Raw genomic sequence first — 15,051 nt, 5'->3', positions numbered from 1 at the left:
AACGCTCGATCCAGGCGTACTTCACCCCCGCGCTTTCGCGAAGTACGCCGTCGCTTTTTCCAGGACGTCGCGCTCCATCTTCACGCGCGCGAGCTCAGCGCGAAGCCGTGCGATTTCCATCTGCTCGGGCGTCACAACCTTGTCGCCAGCGCCTTGCAGCGTTCCCTTGGCCGCCTCGCGCACCCAGTTGCTCAGCGTCGCCTTGGGTACGCCCAGGACCTTCGCCGTCACGCCTACCGACTGCCCGTCATTGACCAGCCTGACCGCCTCCAGCTTGAACTCCAGCGTGTACCTGGCGCGGGTCTGCTTCTCTTTCATGCAATAGCTCCTACTCTGATTTGACCATCAGGCAAGAACTACGTTTTTCGGGGGCAAGGTCAAGGCGCCTCATGGCTTTTCCCAGTGAATAGTCGTACGCAGGCACTTTGATGCAAGCGTGGCATGGGCGTTGCGTTGGATGGCTTCATGTGGAGCGCTGTTGTCTACGCCGCCGTTCCACAACCAACAGGAGACCCACGATGAGCGCATCGCCCGCTTCCAAGACGCAGGCCCAGGCCTGGACCAGCCGTATTTACAGTGGCGGCTGGATTGCCGCCCATGGAGGCCAGACCGACGTGGTCGAGCCCGCCACCGGTGCCGTGCTGGGAACGGTTGGTGTTGCTGACAGCGTGGACGTGAGTTGCGCCGCCCGAAGTGCGCATGCGGCACGAGACGCCTGGGCCGCCATGCCGTTTGACCGGCGTGCGGCGGTGCTGCGCGAGGCCGCCCGGCTGCTGCAGGAGCGTGCCGAGGAAATCAACAGCTGGAACATGCGCGAGTGCGGCTCCGTCAGGGCCAAGGCCGAATGGGAACTCAACGCTTGCCATGAGCAATTGCTTGCAGCTGCGGCGTTGCCTATGCAGCCGCACGGACAGCTTTATCCCTCGGTCATGCCAGGCCGCATGAACCTGAGCCGCCGCGTGCCGCTGGGCACGGTGGGCGTGATCGCGCCGTGGAACTTCCCGCTGCTACTGTCCCTGCGCTCGGTGGCACCGGCGTTGGCTCTGGGCAACGCAGTGGTGCTCAAGCCCGACGTGCGCACTGCCGTCACGGGTGGCCAGCTGATCGCGCAGCTGTTCGCCGACGCCGGACTGCCGGAGGGCGTGTTGCACGTGTTGCCCGGCGGCCCGGACACTGGCGATGCGCTGGTGCGTCACCCCCTGGTAGAGATGATCTCCTTCACTGGCTCCACTGTCGTGGGCCGTCGCATCGGGGAGGTCTGCGGTGGGCTGTTGAAGAAGGTGGCGCTGGAGCTCGGCGGCAACAATGCCATCGTGGTGCTTGACGACGCTGACCTCGATGCAGCCAGCTCCAGCGGCGCCTGGGGCGCGTTCTTGCACCAGGGTCAAATCTGCATGCAGGCCGGACGACATCTGGTGCATCGCCGTGTGGCTGAAGCCTACGCCGAGCGGTTGGTGCAACGTGCGCAAGCGCTGCGGGTGGGAAACCCGCACACCGAAGCCGTGCACCTGGGACCGATCATCAACGCGCAGCAGCTCAGCCGCATCGCCGCGCTCGTGCAGTGCTCGGTGGATCAGGGCGCGCGCGTTCTTGCCGGGGGTACGCACGACAAGCTGTTCCACCAGGCCACCGTGCTCGCGGATGTGCGACCCGGCATGCCTGCCTTCGATGAGGAGATCTTTGGCCCGGTGGCACCGATCACTGTCTTCGACAGCGATGAGGAGGCGGCCGAGCTGGTCAACGCGTCCCCCTACGGACTGGCCGCGGCCATCCACAGTGGCAACGTCTCGCGCGCGATGGCGTTGGCCGACCGGCTGCACACCGGAATGATCCACATCAACGACCAGACCGTGAACAACGAGTTCCACGTGCCGTTTGGCGGCATGGGCGCCTCTGGCAGCCACGGACGCTTCGGCGGTCCGGCCAACCTGGAGGCATTCACGCAAGGCCAATGGATCAGCGTGATGGCCGAGCCCATCACATACCCGTTCTGATATCTCCATAACCACAGAGAGACACCTACATGAATCGACTGTGTATTGGCCGCGCTATGGCCGCGATGGCATTAGCCGGCACTGCGGCAGTTCCAGCCCTTGCCGGAGAAGGCGGCGGCGGGGCGTATCCCAACGGCGTCGAAAACTTCGTCATGGGAGCCCTGCCGCCCCCCGGTCTTTACGGCATCGTCTATGTCAATGGCTACAGCGCAGACCGGCTGATGGACAGCAACGGCAACAACCTCAACGTGCCAGGCTTCAAGGTGACGGCCAACATTATCGCCCCGCGCCTCGTCTGGTTGCCGGGTGTGAAGTTGCTCGGCGGCGACCTGGTGACCTCAACAATTATTCCCCTCGTTGACCTGAAGGTGAGCGCTGCGGGCCGCACGGAATCGCGCTCCGGGCTTGGAGACATCCTGGTTGGCAGCGGCGTCGCCTGGCACCACAGCCAAGCCCTGCACAGCATCGCAGCCGTCGACTTCTATCTGCCTACCGGCAGCTTTGACAGCGCACGGCTGGCCAACGTAGGTCGCAACTACCTGGCATGGGAGCCGGTTTACGCCGCCAGCTACGTCGACCCGAACGGCCCGAATGCCGACATCAAGCTCGGGTACATGGTCAACCGCCGCAATAAGGACACCGACTACCGGACCGGACAAGAATTTCACTTCGACTACGCCCTGGGCTGGGGCTTCGGCAACGGGATCACGGCCGGCGTCGGAGGCTTTTTCTACCGCCAGATGACGGACGACAATCAGGGCGGTACAGATCTGTCCGGCAGCAAGGGGCGAGCATTCGCGATTGGCCCGTCGGTCAAGTACGACAGCGGCAAGGGATGGTTCATCGCTGCCAAGTGGCAAAAGGAGTCCGCCGTCCGAAACCGCCCCGAAGGCAGTGCGTTCTGGCTCAAGGCCGTGTTCCCGCTCTGAACCTTCAACGATCACACCAGAGGAGACCTCATGAACCGATTCATCACACGCATTGCCGGCTCGCCCCTGTCGCTGCTGACCGCCGTGGCAATCACGCTCGCCGCGCCGCTGGCGCACGCCGAGCGCCCGGTTCTCAAGTACGAGAGCCAAGTCACGCTCAAAGCCTCGCCGCAGAAAGCCTGGGATGCCATCAAGACGTTCGACAAGATCCACGAATGGCACCCCGCCACCGAAGGCACCAAGCTGCTGGTGGGCGAAAACGGCAAGCCGCTGGCCGTGCGCGAGTTCCAGGTCAAGGGCGGTGCGTCCGTGATCAGTGAGCTGCTCGCCTACGACGAGAAGAAGAAGTGGTACCGCTACCGCATCATCAAGACCAGTTTGCCGCTTGCCAACTACGTGGCCGAGATGTGGGTGAAGCCGGCTGCAGGCGGTGGCTCGGTGGTGCACTGGAAGGGGCAGTTCCAACGCCCTGAAGAGAACGCCAAGCCCGACCAGGACGACGCGGCCACTGAGAAGCTGGTTCAAGGCGTGTTCAAGGCCGGCCTTGACAACTTGGCTGTCATCACAAGCCGCTGAGCAGGAAACAACGGTTCGGCGGCAGTCGGCCGCGATGGCCTGCACCATCGCCCGAAGCGCGCGCCCACAGTCTTCCCGCGTCAACGCCCTGCCGGCGACAGCAGCGGCCGCCTGAACGCAATGCGGCTGGCCACCGAACTGGGGCGGGATTGGACGCGGGTCACCGAGCTGCCGTATGCGCGCAATTAACCACGTCTTGAGGATCGCGGCGGGTGTAGAGAACGTACGTGCCCATCCGCCTACGCGGGCACGTACCTTCTCAACAGCCGCTGCCGATTTCAATGGAGTCGTCGATTGACCGCATACCGTATACTGAACAGTATTCGCCCTAACCGGCCGCTGTAGCCGCAGCGACACCTGTGCCAGCTTCGCCCTCGCAAGCGGGCCAGGCAGATTCCCGCTGCGACGAGAAGATATCCTTCTAGGACCGCTAAACGCAGGTCAAACTCGGCATCGTCGAAAGAATAGTCGGTGCGCCGCGGCAGCAGACAACTCGGACAGCTTGTGTTGGCACGCGTCAGTCTATCTGTTGTGCAAAATTGTAAATACCGGATCAGGCCAAGTTTGCCCTTAACGTGCAAGCGCCATGCTTACTATTGCTTTTAATATTGAGTCGGTTTCGCTCGATTGCGACCTTGCGCGCGATGCCACTCTGTCGGTGTGGCTCCAAAATGTGCTTTAAATACTTTGCAGAAATGACTTGTGTTAATGAATCCCCAGGAAAAGGCTAGGCTGCCTATATTTTTATTTGCACTGGAAAGTCGTGCCAACTCACGACCACACGCCTCAAGTCGTTCTGTCAAGATATAGTTGGCCACCGAGAGGTGATCGGCGTCAAAGACTCGCGACAAATGCCGGCTCGATATGCCAAGTGCAGAGGCCACCTCATCGACGCCAAGAGTTTCGCTGCGCAAGTTTTTTACAATATAAGCTTTTGCGCGAGATGTATAATATGAATTTAAGTTGGATGTGGCGCGTCCCTGTGTCATTGAAAGCGACTGCAAGGCAGCACGCACCACTTGAATCAAGGCATCGGTCAACAATGAATCAGTCGGATTGCATTCAGAAGTACGACCATTACAAAGGTTGCTTACCATCGAACGAAGCATCGTACCTTCCAGCGAAGAACCACTGATAGTCGTAGCGGTGAGATCTTCAAGATTTCGAACATACGGTTTGATAGTATTTGCAGGTATCTTGATGACGCGGGTATCAAACCAGCCTTGAAACTTCAAGTCGTACGGCTCCGTACTTAGGTACGTTGTAATGTCTCCTGGTGCAAGTTCTGCAAGGCGACCTTGCTGCTGAACTTGTGCACGACCCGTATGAGCGCAATGCACAAGCAGACACTCTTCGTGCGATTGCTTTGCCAAACTTGCAGTACGGCGCACCAGAGGTGATGTCGACTGGACAATACTGAGATCTACATGTCCGAACGGGATTCTCTTGATGCTGCCATAGAAATCATCTCTATTGCTTCGCAAACTTTCCAATCGCACATAGGTTATGTCCAGCATTTCAATCCAGTAATCAAAGCGCCTGCTGATCTCCACGTCTTTTGTAGAAAAGATCGCAGGCCTTTCTGTAAGGGCAAGATTAAACGTTTTGTGGTGCAAGGAATTCATGTGATTTCACTATCTGAGCAGTTGTATTTTCCAATATCAAGCGTCGGCAGTCAATAATCTATTGCTTTGGTTCGATGCATCCATTTTGGTGCCGCATGCTCCAAGATGGGGACTGTTGCACCATTTTGGATTCTCCAAAAAAAGTCGTTAATGTCCCAATTTAAACACATTGATGTCTCGATTGGAAAATTGTGCTGGTGAAAGGAATGAATAATGGCGTCGTCATTAACCACTACCGTCGCATCGTGGCCATTCCGTCGATCAAACCTGATTCTTTTCAGAACCCTGATGCCAGAGATGGCGAGAGTGAGGTCAGTCTTTCGCGCCGTAGATTGCTTCGTGGCTTGTCTATTGCCGGACTGCCGCTGGCAGCCAGTCAAATGTCAGGTTGTGGTGGGGCAAATGCTGCCGAACCAGACACGTCTACTCCACCTGCAGCAACCGACGGCAGTACCGCACCTTCCTCGTCCATAAGTATAACCACAGCGCCGTTTACCGTGGCGTTGGTTCATAAGCTGGCGTCGTCAACTTTCGACATCTCGGAGGCGGTCACCAGCCTTATTTCATTTATGGCAGAAGCCAAGGCTACAGGCGCTAGTCTAGTGGTCGCAGGTGAATTGTATCTGCCTGGTTATGATGTTAATATTAACTACACCACGGACTGGGCAACCAAGATGTGGCCCACCATCAAAGCGAATTCCCTTAGCATAGGAGATGGCAACTGGATCCGTTTGCTCGATGCTGCTCGGTCTCTCGGCGTCGCGGTAAGTTTTGGGTTCAGTGAAAAGGCTGATAAATACTACTATATGTCCCAAGCGCTCATTGGCAATGATGGTACTGTCTGGAACAAGCGTAGGAAGGTACGCCCATCCGGTGCCGAACGAAATTACTGGAGCGACGCGCCAATGGCGGGCAACCTCAATGTGGTGACTACGCCATTGGGACGGATAAGCATGTTGATGTGCTGGGATCACTTGCGACCCCAGTCGACGTTCAACGTGATGGCTCAATTGCCGAATATTCATGTTTGTGCTTGGCCATACACGCGAGACACAACTGTCGCCACCCCTGGATGGGACCGACAAGAAGTTGCGCACTCCGCTGCAGCCTACTTCTCTCAACTGAGCGGTGCTGTGACGCTGCTTGCTACCGTGGGTTATTGTGCGGTCTACAAGTCATCGATCAAGCTTGCAGAGCTAGCGCCAGCTGACCCAGCCAACATGCTTTATTACACCATTACTCCAGGCAAGTGGACGGGCGCAACAAGCAGTACAACGAGCGAGTTCTCTTACGGCGTTTTGCAGTTGCTCGCTGATAATTATCCGGGGCAGAAAGTCGCTGATTCAGAGCATGGAACATTGAATCTCAATGCCGAATCGTAGATTCAGTTCTGCGATATGGTTTGGATGGAGATTCATCGCAGCAAAACAATCAAGACTATGCGTCTTTTGATGTATTGGCACTGCTGGGTCCTGTACCACTGAATGGCTGAGATCTGCCTTGCCCTTTCAATACATCTGTATTGGACAGGGCAAGGTCTTCTAAAAACTAGCGGAAATCACGAGGGCTGTTGTGCCACAGCGGAAAATTCTTGAAACGCGTTCAAATCGAGCGGATGAACTGGCGCCGCAGGAGTTCGATTGACCAAGAGTCGAACAACGTCGGGTCGCGAATAGTGTCCTACAGGGTCGTAGGCGGCTTTGGCAACGCTGATGGCGCCAAGATCTATGTCTGCGTAAATTATTCCCTCCTCCGTTTCTGACAGAGGGTTGCACAGGGGCTTGGCATCGGGGCCAAATATCTGTGAGAATCCACCGCCCTCTAATAGTAATTGTTGCTTGGCAGGCGTGTCTACCAACATGTCGATCATTTCCTTGGAAACTATGGCACAAGGTGCGAGCACATAGCAGCCGCCCTCGAGGGCATAAACCTGACTGGCAGCAAGATTAGCTTGAGCGCTGAGTTGGAAGGCGGCGCCGCGATAAATGGAGAAACTGGGCCAAGCGGCAACATGGACCTGTTCATGTTGCGCGTACATTGCATACTTGCTCAGCGGCTGGAGATGTTCTGCGCAAGACAGGGCGCCCATTCGACCCAAGTCGGTTTCGTGTACTGCAAGGTGACTACCGTCGCCTTCTCCATAAACAGTACGTTCCGCATGAGTAGGCTTTAACTTTCGTCTGGTTGCTACGGTTTGTCCTTTATCGTCGATAATTGCTTGTGCAATGTAGAGCGAACTACCTTGGCGCTCGCAGAAGCCAAGAACAATAAAAATTTGATTTTTTGCCGCCGCGTTGCAAATCTTTTGCCAATGGGTATCCCCGATGACAAGCGAGTTATCGAAATGACGCTGAACGAACTGCATTCCCCAGGCTGGTGAATCCAGCCAGATCCACCAAGGATATCCTGGAAGCCAAACTTCCGGGAAGGCAATCAGTTTTGCGCCGGCACTGGCTGCTTCCTCGATCAACGATATGGCCTTATCAACGCCTTTGTTCAAATTCAAGAACTCCGGAGCGGCTTGCACCGCTGCAGCCTTGTATCGGATCAGTGGTGTATTTTTCACTTTATACCTTTCAGAGGCATGGCATGAATGGCGATCGGCATTAAGAAGCCTCGACATGCTTTCCGTGTCATGTCGATCGCAGCAATTTCATATTTTCAGCCAAAAATAATGTTCCGCTCGCGAATCAGTTTCGGCAAGAGAATCGCGTTTGTACTTGCGTCACTCGAGGCTGATACCGCGTTCGCGGATCAGCTTTGGCCAGAAGTTCGCGTCGGTTTTCCACTGCGTGGTCATGGCTGAGGCATCCGAACCCACCGGCTCCAGCCCCAACTCCAGAAGGCGTGTCCTGACGCTGGGCGTGCTGATGGCTTTCTGCATTTCCGTGCTGAGTCGCTCGGTGATGGGCGCGGGGGTTGACGCAGGTACGACCAGCCCTTGCCAAGCCACAGCTTCGACATCGGTGTAGCCAAGTTCCATGAGAGTGGGCACGTCAGGCAGCAAGGAAACTCGGGACTTGGAAAACGTTGCCAGTACCTTGAGCTTGCCGGCCTTGATCATGGGCATGCCCGCTGCGGTATCGACCACCATCAACGGCAACTGCCCGCCGACGACATCCTGGATTGCCGGCGCCGCACCCTTGTAAGCCACGTGCACGGCATCAAGCTTGGCCCGCTCCTTGAGCATTTCCATGGCAATATGGTGAGGGCTACCCACCCCGGCGGTGCCGTAGCTGAGTTTGCCGGGGTTTTTTCGCATGTCGTCTATGAGTTGCTTGGCAGAGGCATACCCGGTGGACGGATTGACGACAAGCAACAGGGGGAACCGCACCATCAGGCCGACAGGCGCCAAGTCCTTTTGGGGGTTATAGGGAAGGGACTTGAAAAGAGCCGTGTTGAAGACCAGCGGGCCGTTGTCGGCGCTCCCGATGGTGTAGCCATCGCCGGGTGCCTTGGCCACGACACCTGTGCCGATGACTGCCGCTCCACCAGGTCGGTTGTCGATGATGATTTGCTGTCCCATCTGCGTGGACATCTGGCTGGCCACGGTACGAGCCAGTGCGTCGGATCCGCCGCCGGCCGAATACGGGACGACCCAGCGGATCGGCTTGCTTGGGAAGACATCAGCTGCGTGGGCAACCGAGACGGAAAGGGCGGTGCATGCGATGGCACGCAGCAGCGTCTGCACGAGCTTCACGGTATGTCTCCTTGATAAGGCTCAAGCCCTGGTTTTGTTGCAGCCGCAGTGTGCAGAAGCGAGGCAAGACCGGGCATTGCCAGTTTGAGGAAAAGTCATAACCTTCCTGCATGACGTATGACTTGGCGCAACTGGAGCTGTTCACCGTGGTGATAGAGGCCGAACGCCTCCGGTGTGCCGGGAAGGCATTGCATGTGACCCAGTCGGCGCAGAGCAGGATCCCCAAGCGGTTGGAATCGGGGCTCCCTCAGCGGGCTGCCAGACGCGCTGCGCGCGCAGGCCCTGGCAAGATGCCCGGCGTTCAATAGGCCAGAGCAGCGATCACCATTTTCACAGCAGTCTCAGCACCTTGGTGATCTCCGCGACCAGCCAGGCATTGAAAGGATTGGCCTCCTGGCGCGCATGCCAGTGCACACGCACCTGGAACGCCGGGATGGGCACCGGTACGGGCAGGGCGTGCAAGTCGCCTCGTGACGCATACAGCGCAGCAATCCGGGAAGGCAACGTCGCCACCAGGTCGCTGTTGGCCACCAGTTCCGGCAGCACGGTGAAGTGGGGCAGGCGAACGGCAATGCGCCTCACGATGCCGTGCCGGGTGAGCACGTTCTCGACAACGCTGTGGCCTGAAAACGGTGAAGCCACCATGACATGCCGGGCTGCGGTGAACTGCTCGCACGTCATCTCTTCATGAATGTCCGGGTGCTTCACGGACAGCAGGCAGACGTAGTGCTCCTTGAACAGAACGGTGCTGCGCGTGCTCTCCAGCAACTGTGGCAGGTTGCCAATCACGGCATCCACCCGGCCCAGGGCCAAGTCCTCGTCGATTCGCTCCGTGGAGGCCTGAATGACTTCCAACTCCATGTGCGGTGCTACCTCACTGAATCGGGCCAGGAGTAGCGGCGTGAAGTACAGCTCGCCAATGTCCGACATCACCAGCCGGATTCGTCGCTGTGCTCGGCCAGGATCGAAATCGCGCCGCGCCGACAGGCTCGTGTCCACGTTGGCGAGCATGTCACTGAAGAGTCGGTACAGCTCCGTGCAGACCGCCGTGGGCACCAAGCCGCTCGCCCCCCGCACGAACAACGGATCGGCATAGGCGCAGCGTAGCTTTCCCAAGGCATAGCTCACTGAGGGCTGCGTGACGCCCAGCCGCTCAGCAGCCGCAGTCACGCTGGACGCTTCATGAACCGCGACAAGCACCCGCAGCAAATTCAGATCAAACCGGTCCTTTTCCATAGAGTAGATCGATTTGTAACAACAGCAGTATAGATTGTGATCATGAGTCCTGCCACCTAACCTGTTCCCAAACAGATAGATGTCGGAGACAAGCAAGTGGAGCGATCCTTCGCTGCCGAGGTGCAGAACCTGCGGCTTGGCTGCGGGCAGGAATTCCATGGCGAGGGCATCCTCGCCGTGACCAAGGCGCTGTTGCAGTCCGGCGTGAGTTACATCGGCGGCTACCAGGGCGCACCGGTGTCCCACTTGATAGACGTGCTGGGCGACGCCAAGCCGTTGCTGGACGAGCTGGGCGTGTATTTCGAGGCCAGCGCCTCTGAGGCCGGTGCAGCCGCCATGCTGGGCGCCTCGATCAACTATCCAGTGCGTGGGGCCGTGACGTGGAAGTCCACGGTGGGCACCAACGTTGCGTCGGACGCGCTATCCAACCTGGCGTCCGCGGGCGTTAAGGGCGGTGCGTTGATCATCCTGGGCGAGGACTACGGCGAAGGATCCAGCATCATCCAGGAGCGCACCCACGCCTTTGCCATGAAGTCGCAGATGTGGCTGCTGGACCCGCAGCCCGACCTGCCCTCGATCGTGAACGCGGTGGAGCGCGGCTTCGACCTCTCGGAGGCCAGCCAGACCCCCGTGATGCTGCAGCTACGCATCCGCGCCTGCCATGTGCACGGCAGCTTCACCTGCAAGGACAACCGCCGCCCGGCGATTTCAACGCAGCAGCCCATTCAGCGCTCCACGTTTGACTACGGCCGCATCAACCTGCCGCCATCGACCTATGAACACGAGCACCAGAAGGTTGAGCGACGCTGGCCGGCAGCGGTGGAATTCATCCGCCGCGAGCGGCTCAACGAGGTGTTCGGTGCAGATGCCTCGGACGTCGGTCTGATCGTGCCGGGAGGCCTCTACAACGCGCTGGTGCGCGCGTTGCAGCAGCTGTGCTTGGCCGATGCGTTCGGTTGCTCGAAGCTGCCCATTTTCGTGCTCAATGTCGTGTACCCGCTGGTGCCAGAGGAGCTGGTGGAGTTTTGCAAGGGCAAGTCAGCGGTGCTGATGGTGGAAGAGGGGCAGCCCAACCACATCGAGGAAGCCATTGCCGCCATGCTGCGCCGTGCTGGCGTGGATACCCCGCTGCACGGCAAGGACCTGCTGCCCATGGCGGGTGAGTACACGGGCGACGTGCTGGTCAAGGCACTGACAACGTTCCTGGAGCTTGCGCGCCCGCAAGGCGTGGAGCTGCAGCAAGCCCTTGAGGTGCGCACCTCGCTGCAGCAGACTCGACAGAAGGCGGCCGAGGCCTTCCCCGTGCCCGTGCCCAACCGCCCACCCGGCTTCTGCGTAGGCTGCCCGGAGCGGCCAGTGTTCTCGGCCATCAAGCTCACGCAGGAGCGGCTGGGCGGCATCCATGTCAATGCTGACATCGGCTGCCACACCTTCGGCACGCTGCCGCCCTTCAACATCGGCTCCACGGTGCTGGGCTACGGGCTGGGACTGGCGAGCTCGTCGGGCATTGGCCCGTTGATTACCGGCCGCACCATCAGCATCATGGGCGACGGTGGCTTCTGGCACAACGGATTCACCAGTGGCGTGGTAAACGCTGTCTACAACGGCCAGGACTCGGTGCTGGTCATCCTTAAGAACGGCTACACCTCCGCTACCGGCACGCAGGCTATTCCCTCGTCGCCAACCCAGCCCGCGTCCAAGCCGCTGACGCTGGACATCGAGCGTGCGCTGCAGGGCGTGGGAGTGCAGTGGGTGCGTAAAGTGCCCAGCTACAGGGTCTCGGAGATGGCCCGTGTGCTCGACGAGGCCATGACCACCGAGCAGCCCGGTCTGAAGGTGATCATTGCCGACGGCGAGTGCCAGCTCGAGCGCCAGCGTCGCATCAAGCCCGTCATCGCCGCGCAGCTCAAGCGCAAGGAGCGCGTCGTGCGCACGCGTTTCGGTGTGGACGATGACGTGTGCACCGGCGACCACTCGTGCATGCGGCTCTCGGGCTGCCCGTCGCTCACTATCAAACCCAATCCCAGCCGGCTGCGTACCGATCCGGTCGCCACTGTCAACCAAGGCTGCGTAGGTTGCGGCCTGTGCGGCGAGAACGCGCACGCGGCCGCGCTGTGCCCTTCCTTTTACAAGGCGGAAGTCGTGCAGAACCCGTCGCCCTGGGACCGTGCCGTCCACCGCCTGCGCTCGCGATTCATCCACCTGATGGCCGGCCGCGGCCGTGCCACATCGGAGATCGCCGCATGATTGCCAGCTACGCCAATGTGCGCCCCATCTCCATCGTGATCGCTGCCATGGGGGGCGAAGGTGGCGGTGTCCTGGCCGACTGGATCATCGATGCCGCCAATGCGCACGACTTTCCAGTGCAGAGCACGTCGGTCCCTGGAGTCGCGCAGCGCACCGGCGCCACGACCTATTACCTGGAGGTGTTCCCGGTGTCGCGTGCGGTGCTCGGCGCGCACCGGCCGGTGCTGTCGCTCACGCCCGCGCCGGGCAACGTGGACTTGGTGGCCGCCTCTGAGCTGGTTGAGGCGGGCCGCATGATGCAGCGCGGCTTCGTCAACGCGGGGCGCACCGTGCTGGTGGCGTCCACGCACCGCGAGTTCGCGGTGTCGGAGAAGACCGCCATGGCCGACGGCCGCTATGACGGCACGCGAGTGCTCGATGCTGCGCAGCGCCTTGCCAAGCAGGCCATCCTTTTCGACATGCGGGCCCTGGCGCAGCAGCATGGCACGGTCATCAACACCGTCGTCTTCGGTGCCATGGCGGGTTCGGGCGCGCTGCCGCTGTCTCGCCAAGCCTGCGAGGCCGCCATCCGGCACGCTGGCAAGGCGGTCGATGCCAGCCTGCGCGGTTTTGCGGCGGGATGGGAAGCGGCAACACAGGGTCTGCCCCAAACCAAGGCAGTCCCCACAAAACAGAGTCTGGCCGGCATCGGCTCCCAGGTGCGTGAGTTGCCCGAGCCGCTGCACGACATTGCCGCCGCAGGAGTGGAGCAGACCTGCGACTACCAAGATGCGGCTTACGCATCGCTGTACCTCGACCGGGTGCGCAGGCTGTGCGAAGCCGAGCGGCTGGCCGGCTCCTCCACCTTCGAGGTCACGCGCGAGGTTGCCCGCTACTTGGCGCTGTGGATGAGCTACGAGGACGTGATCCGTGTAGCCGATCTCAAGACGCGCCGCTCACGCCTGGAGCGCGTGCGCCGTGAGGTGGGTGCGCGCCAGGACGAGCCGGTGCGCCTGACGGAGTTCCTCAAGCCCGGCCTGGATGAGGTCTGCTCGGTGCTGCCTCCAGGAATGTCGGCGTGGCTGCGTCGGCGTCTGGAGCACAAGGCTCACAAGCTCGGTGTGGGATTGCACCTGCGCACCGACACGGTCAGCGGCTTCGCGCTGCTGTGCCTGCTGCGCTCGCTCAAGGTCTGGCGGCGGCACAGCGCGCGCTACGCGGTCGAGCAGCAGATGATCCAGCACTGGCTGCAGGCCGTGCACCTGGCGCTGGAAAGCTCGCCCGAGTTGGCACATGAGCTGGCGCTGTGCGGCAACCTTGTCAAGGGCTATGGCCAGACCAGCGAGCGGGGGCACCGCAACCTTTGCGCCATCCTCGACGACGTCCTACAGCACCAGGCTCTGGATCCCGGTCTCGCCGAGCGGGTACGCCAGGCCCGTCAAGCGGCCATGGCGGATCCGCAGGGACGCCAGCTCGCCGCTGCGCTGGGCTTGCCGGTACCCGAGCCCGTGGCGCAACCCATCCGCATTGTCCGCAAGGCAGCGGCCTCATAGGCAGGCACACATGCCTGACCACAGCACGACTACACCAAGGAGACAAGTCATGAACCACTTCGTTTCGCGCCGCACCGTCGGTGTGCTCCTCGCGATGGCGGCTGCCGTGCCGCTGACTGCCCTGGCTCAGGGTGGCCCCATCAAGATCGGCGCTGTCGTCTCTGCCACGGGACCTGCTTCGTTCCTGGGCGATCCGCAGCAAAAGACGCTGGCGATGTACGTGGACCAGATCAATGCTGCCGGCGGCGTGCTCGGCCGCAAGCTGGAGCTGGTGCTGTACGACGACGCCAGTGACGCCAACAAGGCCAACGCCTTTGCGAGACGCCTGATCATGCAGGATGAGGTGGACGTGATCATCGGGCCTTCCACCACCGGCTCTACCATGGCCATGGTGCCTCAGATCGAAGCCGCGAAGGTGCCGATGGTGTCGCTGGCCGCGGCATCCGTCATTGTCGAGCCTGTCAGGCCGTGGGTTTTCAAGATGCCGCACTCGGACCGAATGGCGGCGCAGAAGGTGCTGGACGACATGAAGAAGCGCGGCGTCACGCAGTTCGCGCTGCTGTCGGACACCGGCGGCTTCGGCAAGTCCGGGCGCACAGAGACGCTGAAGCTGGCCGAGGCCATGGGACTGAAGGTCGTGGAGGACCAGCAGTACGGCGAGAAGGACACGGACATGACGCCGCAGCTCACGCGCATCAAGTCCTCGTCCGCGCAAGCCATCTTCGTGTTCGGCACCGGCCAGGCGCCTGCCATCGTGGCGCGCAACTACCAGCAGCTCGCGCTCAAGCAGCCGCTCTATACCTCGCACGGCCAAGCTTCGACCGAGTTCGTGCGCATCGCTGGCAAGGCGTCCGAGGGCATTCGCATGCCTTCGCCGGCATTGCTTGTGGCTCAGCAGCTGCCGTCCAACGACCCGCAGCGCCCGGTCAGCACGGCCTACGTTTCCACCTACGAGGGCAATTACAAGTCCGACGTCTCGACCTTCGGCGGCTATGCACACGATGCGCTGCTCATGGTCACCGACGCCATCAAGCGCGCCGGCGGCACCGACAAGGAAAAGGTGCGCGCAGCCTTGGAAAAGACCAGCGGCTTCATCGGCGTCAGCGGCATCTACAGGATGTCCGCCAGTGACCACATGGGCCTGGATACCTCGGCATTCCGCATGATCGAAATCCAGAACGCTGCTTTCAAGGAAGTGCGCTGACGCTGGAG

Annotated in this window: 11 protein-coding genes and 1 pseudogene; 7 read left to right on the top strand and 5 right to left on the bottom strand. The window is 60.4% G+C overall.

Annotation, left to right across the window (positions count from 1 at the left end; all coding sequences use genetic code 11):
* Positions 1 to 318: pseudogene (locus H537_RS0113340) on the bottom strand (transposase); the annotation flags it as partial.
* A 200-nt stretch (positions 319 to 518) separates the two neighbouring features.
* On the opposite strand from H537_RS0113340, the gene H537_RS0113335 reads away from it, so the two are divergent.
* The 3 genes from H537_RS0113335 to H537_RS0113325 are packed head-to-tail and all read left to right on the top strand — an operon-like array spanning position 519 to position 3,499.
* Positions 519 to 1,994, top strand: a complete 1,476-nt coding sequence (locus tag H537_RS0113335; protein ID WP_028998323.1) for a benzaldehyde dehydrogenase — start codon at positions 519 to 521, stop codon at positions 1,992 to 1,994.
* Between the two features lie 29 nt (positions 1,995 to 2,023).
* The gene (locus H537_RS0113330; RefSeq protein ID WP_043458750.1) at positions 2,024 to 2,923 is read left to right on the top strand and encodes a SphA family protein; all 900 of its coding nucleotides are present in this window, start codon (positions 2,024 to 2,026) and stop codon (positions 2,921 to 2,923) included.
* A 30-nt stretch (positions 2,924 to 2,953) separates the two neighbouring features.
* A complete protein-coding gene (locus tag H537_RS0113325; protein ID WP_028998321.1) occupies positions 2,954 to 3,499 on the top strand; it encodes an SRPBCC family protein in 546 nt (181 codons plus the stop codon).
* A gap of 602 nt (positions 3,500 to 4,101) precedes the next feature.
* Here H537_RS0113325 and H537_RS50985 read toward each other — a convergent pair.
* Positions 4,102 to 5,124: a helix-turn-helix domain-containing protein gene (locus tag H537_RS50985; protein WP_084150645.1), complete on the bottom strand. Its 1,023-nt coding sequence runs from the start codon at positions 5,122 to 5,124 to the stop codon at positions 4,102 to 4,104.
* A 206-nt stretch (positions 5,125 to 5,330) separates the two neighbouring features.
* Here H537_RS50985 and H537_RS50980 point away from each other — a divergent pair, with 206 nt between their 5' ends.
* The gene (locus tag H537_RS50980) at positions 5,331 to 6,506 is read left to right on the top strand and encodes a nitrilase-related carbon-nitrogen hydrolase (RefSeq protein WP_084150644.1); all 1,176 of its coding nucleotides are present in this window, start codon (positions 5,331 to 5,333) and stop codon (positions 6,504 to 6,506) included.
* Positions 6,507 to 6,682: 176 nt separating this feature from the next.
* Here H537_RS50980 and H537_RS50975 read toward each other — a convergent pair whose 3' ends face one another.
* The 3 genes from H537_RS50975 to H537_RS42800 all read right to left on the bottom strand — a co-directional run bounded on the left by H537_RS50975 (position 6,683) and on the right by H537_RS42800 (position 10,219).
* Positions 6,683 to 7,747 (bottom strand): carbon-nitrogen hydrolase family protein, encoded by a 1,065-nt coding sequence (locus H537_RS50975; protein ID WP_084150643.1) that lies wholly within the window; start codon positions 7,745 to 7,747, stop codon positions 6,683 to 6,685.
* A 102-nt stretch (positions 7,748 to 7,849) separates the two neighbouring features.
* On the bottom strand, positions 7,850 to 8,824 hold the full coding sequence (locus H537_RS0113315) for a Bug family tripartite tricarboxylate transporter substrate binding protein (RefSeq protein ID WP_028998320.1): 975 nt from the start codon (positions 8,822 to 8,824) through the stop codon (positions 7,850 to 7,852).
* Positions 8,825 to 9,154: 330 nt separating this feature from the next.
* Positions 9,155 to 10,219 carry a LysR family transcriptional regulator gene (locus H537_RS42800; protein WP_084150642.1) on the bottom strand — a complete coding sequence of 355 codons (1,065 nt, stop codon included), beginning with the start codon at positions 10,217 to 10,219 and terminating at the stop codon, positions 9,155 to 9,157.
* On the opposite strand from H537_RS42800, the gene H537_RS0113300 reads away from it, so the two are divergent.
* Genes H537_RS0113300 through H537_RS0113290 form a run of 3 tightly spaced genes read left to right on the top strand, consistent with a single transcriptional unit; the run spans position 10,157 to position 15,043 of the window.
* On the top strand, positions 10,157 to 12,307 hold the full coding sequence (locus tag H537_RS0113300; protein WP_028998318.1) for a thiamine pyrophosphate-dependent enzyme: 2,151 nt from the start codon (positions 10,157 to 10,159) through the stop codon (positions 12,305 to 12,307). The genes H537_RS42800 and H537_RS0113300 overlap by 63 nt on opposite strands.
* The gene (locus H537_RS0113295; RefSeq protein ID WP_043458749.1) at positions 12,304 to 13,839 is read left to right on the top strand and encodes an indolepyruvate oxidoreductase subunit beta family protein; all 1,536 of its coding nucleotides are present in this window, start codon (positions 12,304 to 12,306) and stop codon (positions 13,837 to 13,839) included. Before H537_RS0113300 ends, H537_RS0113295 begins: the two co-directional genes overlap by 4 nt.
* Before the next feature lie 49 nt (positions 13,840 to 13,888).
* Positions 13,889 to 15,043, top strand: a complete 1,155-nt coding sequence (locus tag H537_RS0113290) for an ABC transporter substrate-binding protein (RefSeq protein WP_028998316.1) — start codon at positions 13,889 to 13,891, stop codon at positions 15,041 to 15,043.
* The last annotated feature ends 8 nt before the right edge of the window (positions 15,044 to 15,051 follow it).

The sequence above is a fragment of the Azohydromonas australica DSM 1124 genome (genome assembly GCF_000430725.1).
GTDB lineage: Bacteria > Pseudomonadota > Gammaproteobacteria > Burkholderiales > Burkholderiaceae_C > Azohydromonas > Azohydromonas australica.
This window is presented reverse-complemented; position numbering and strand designations above follow the sequence as displayed.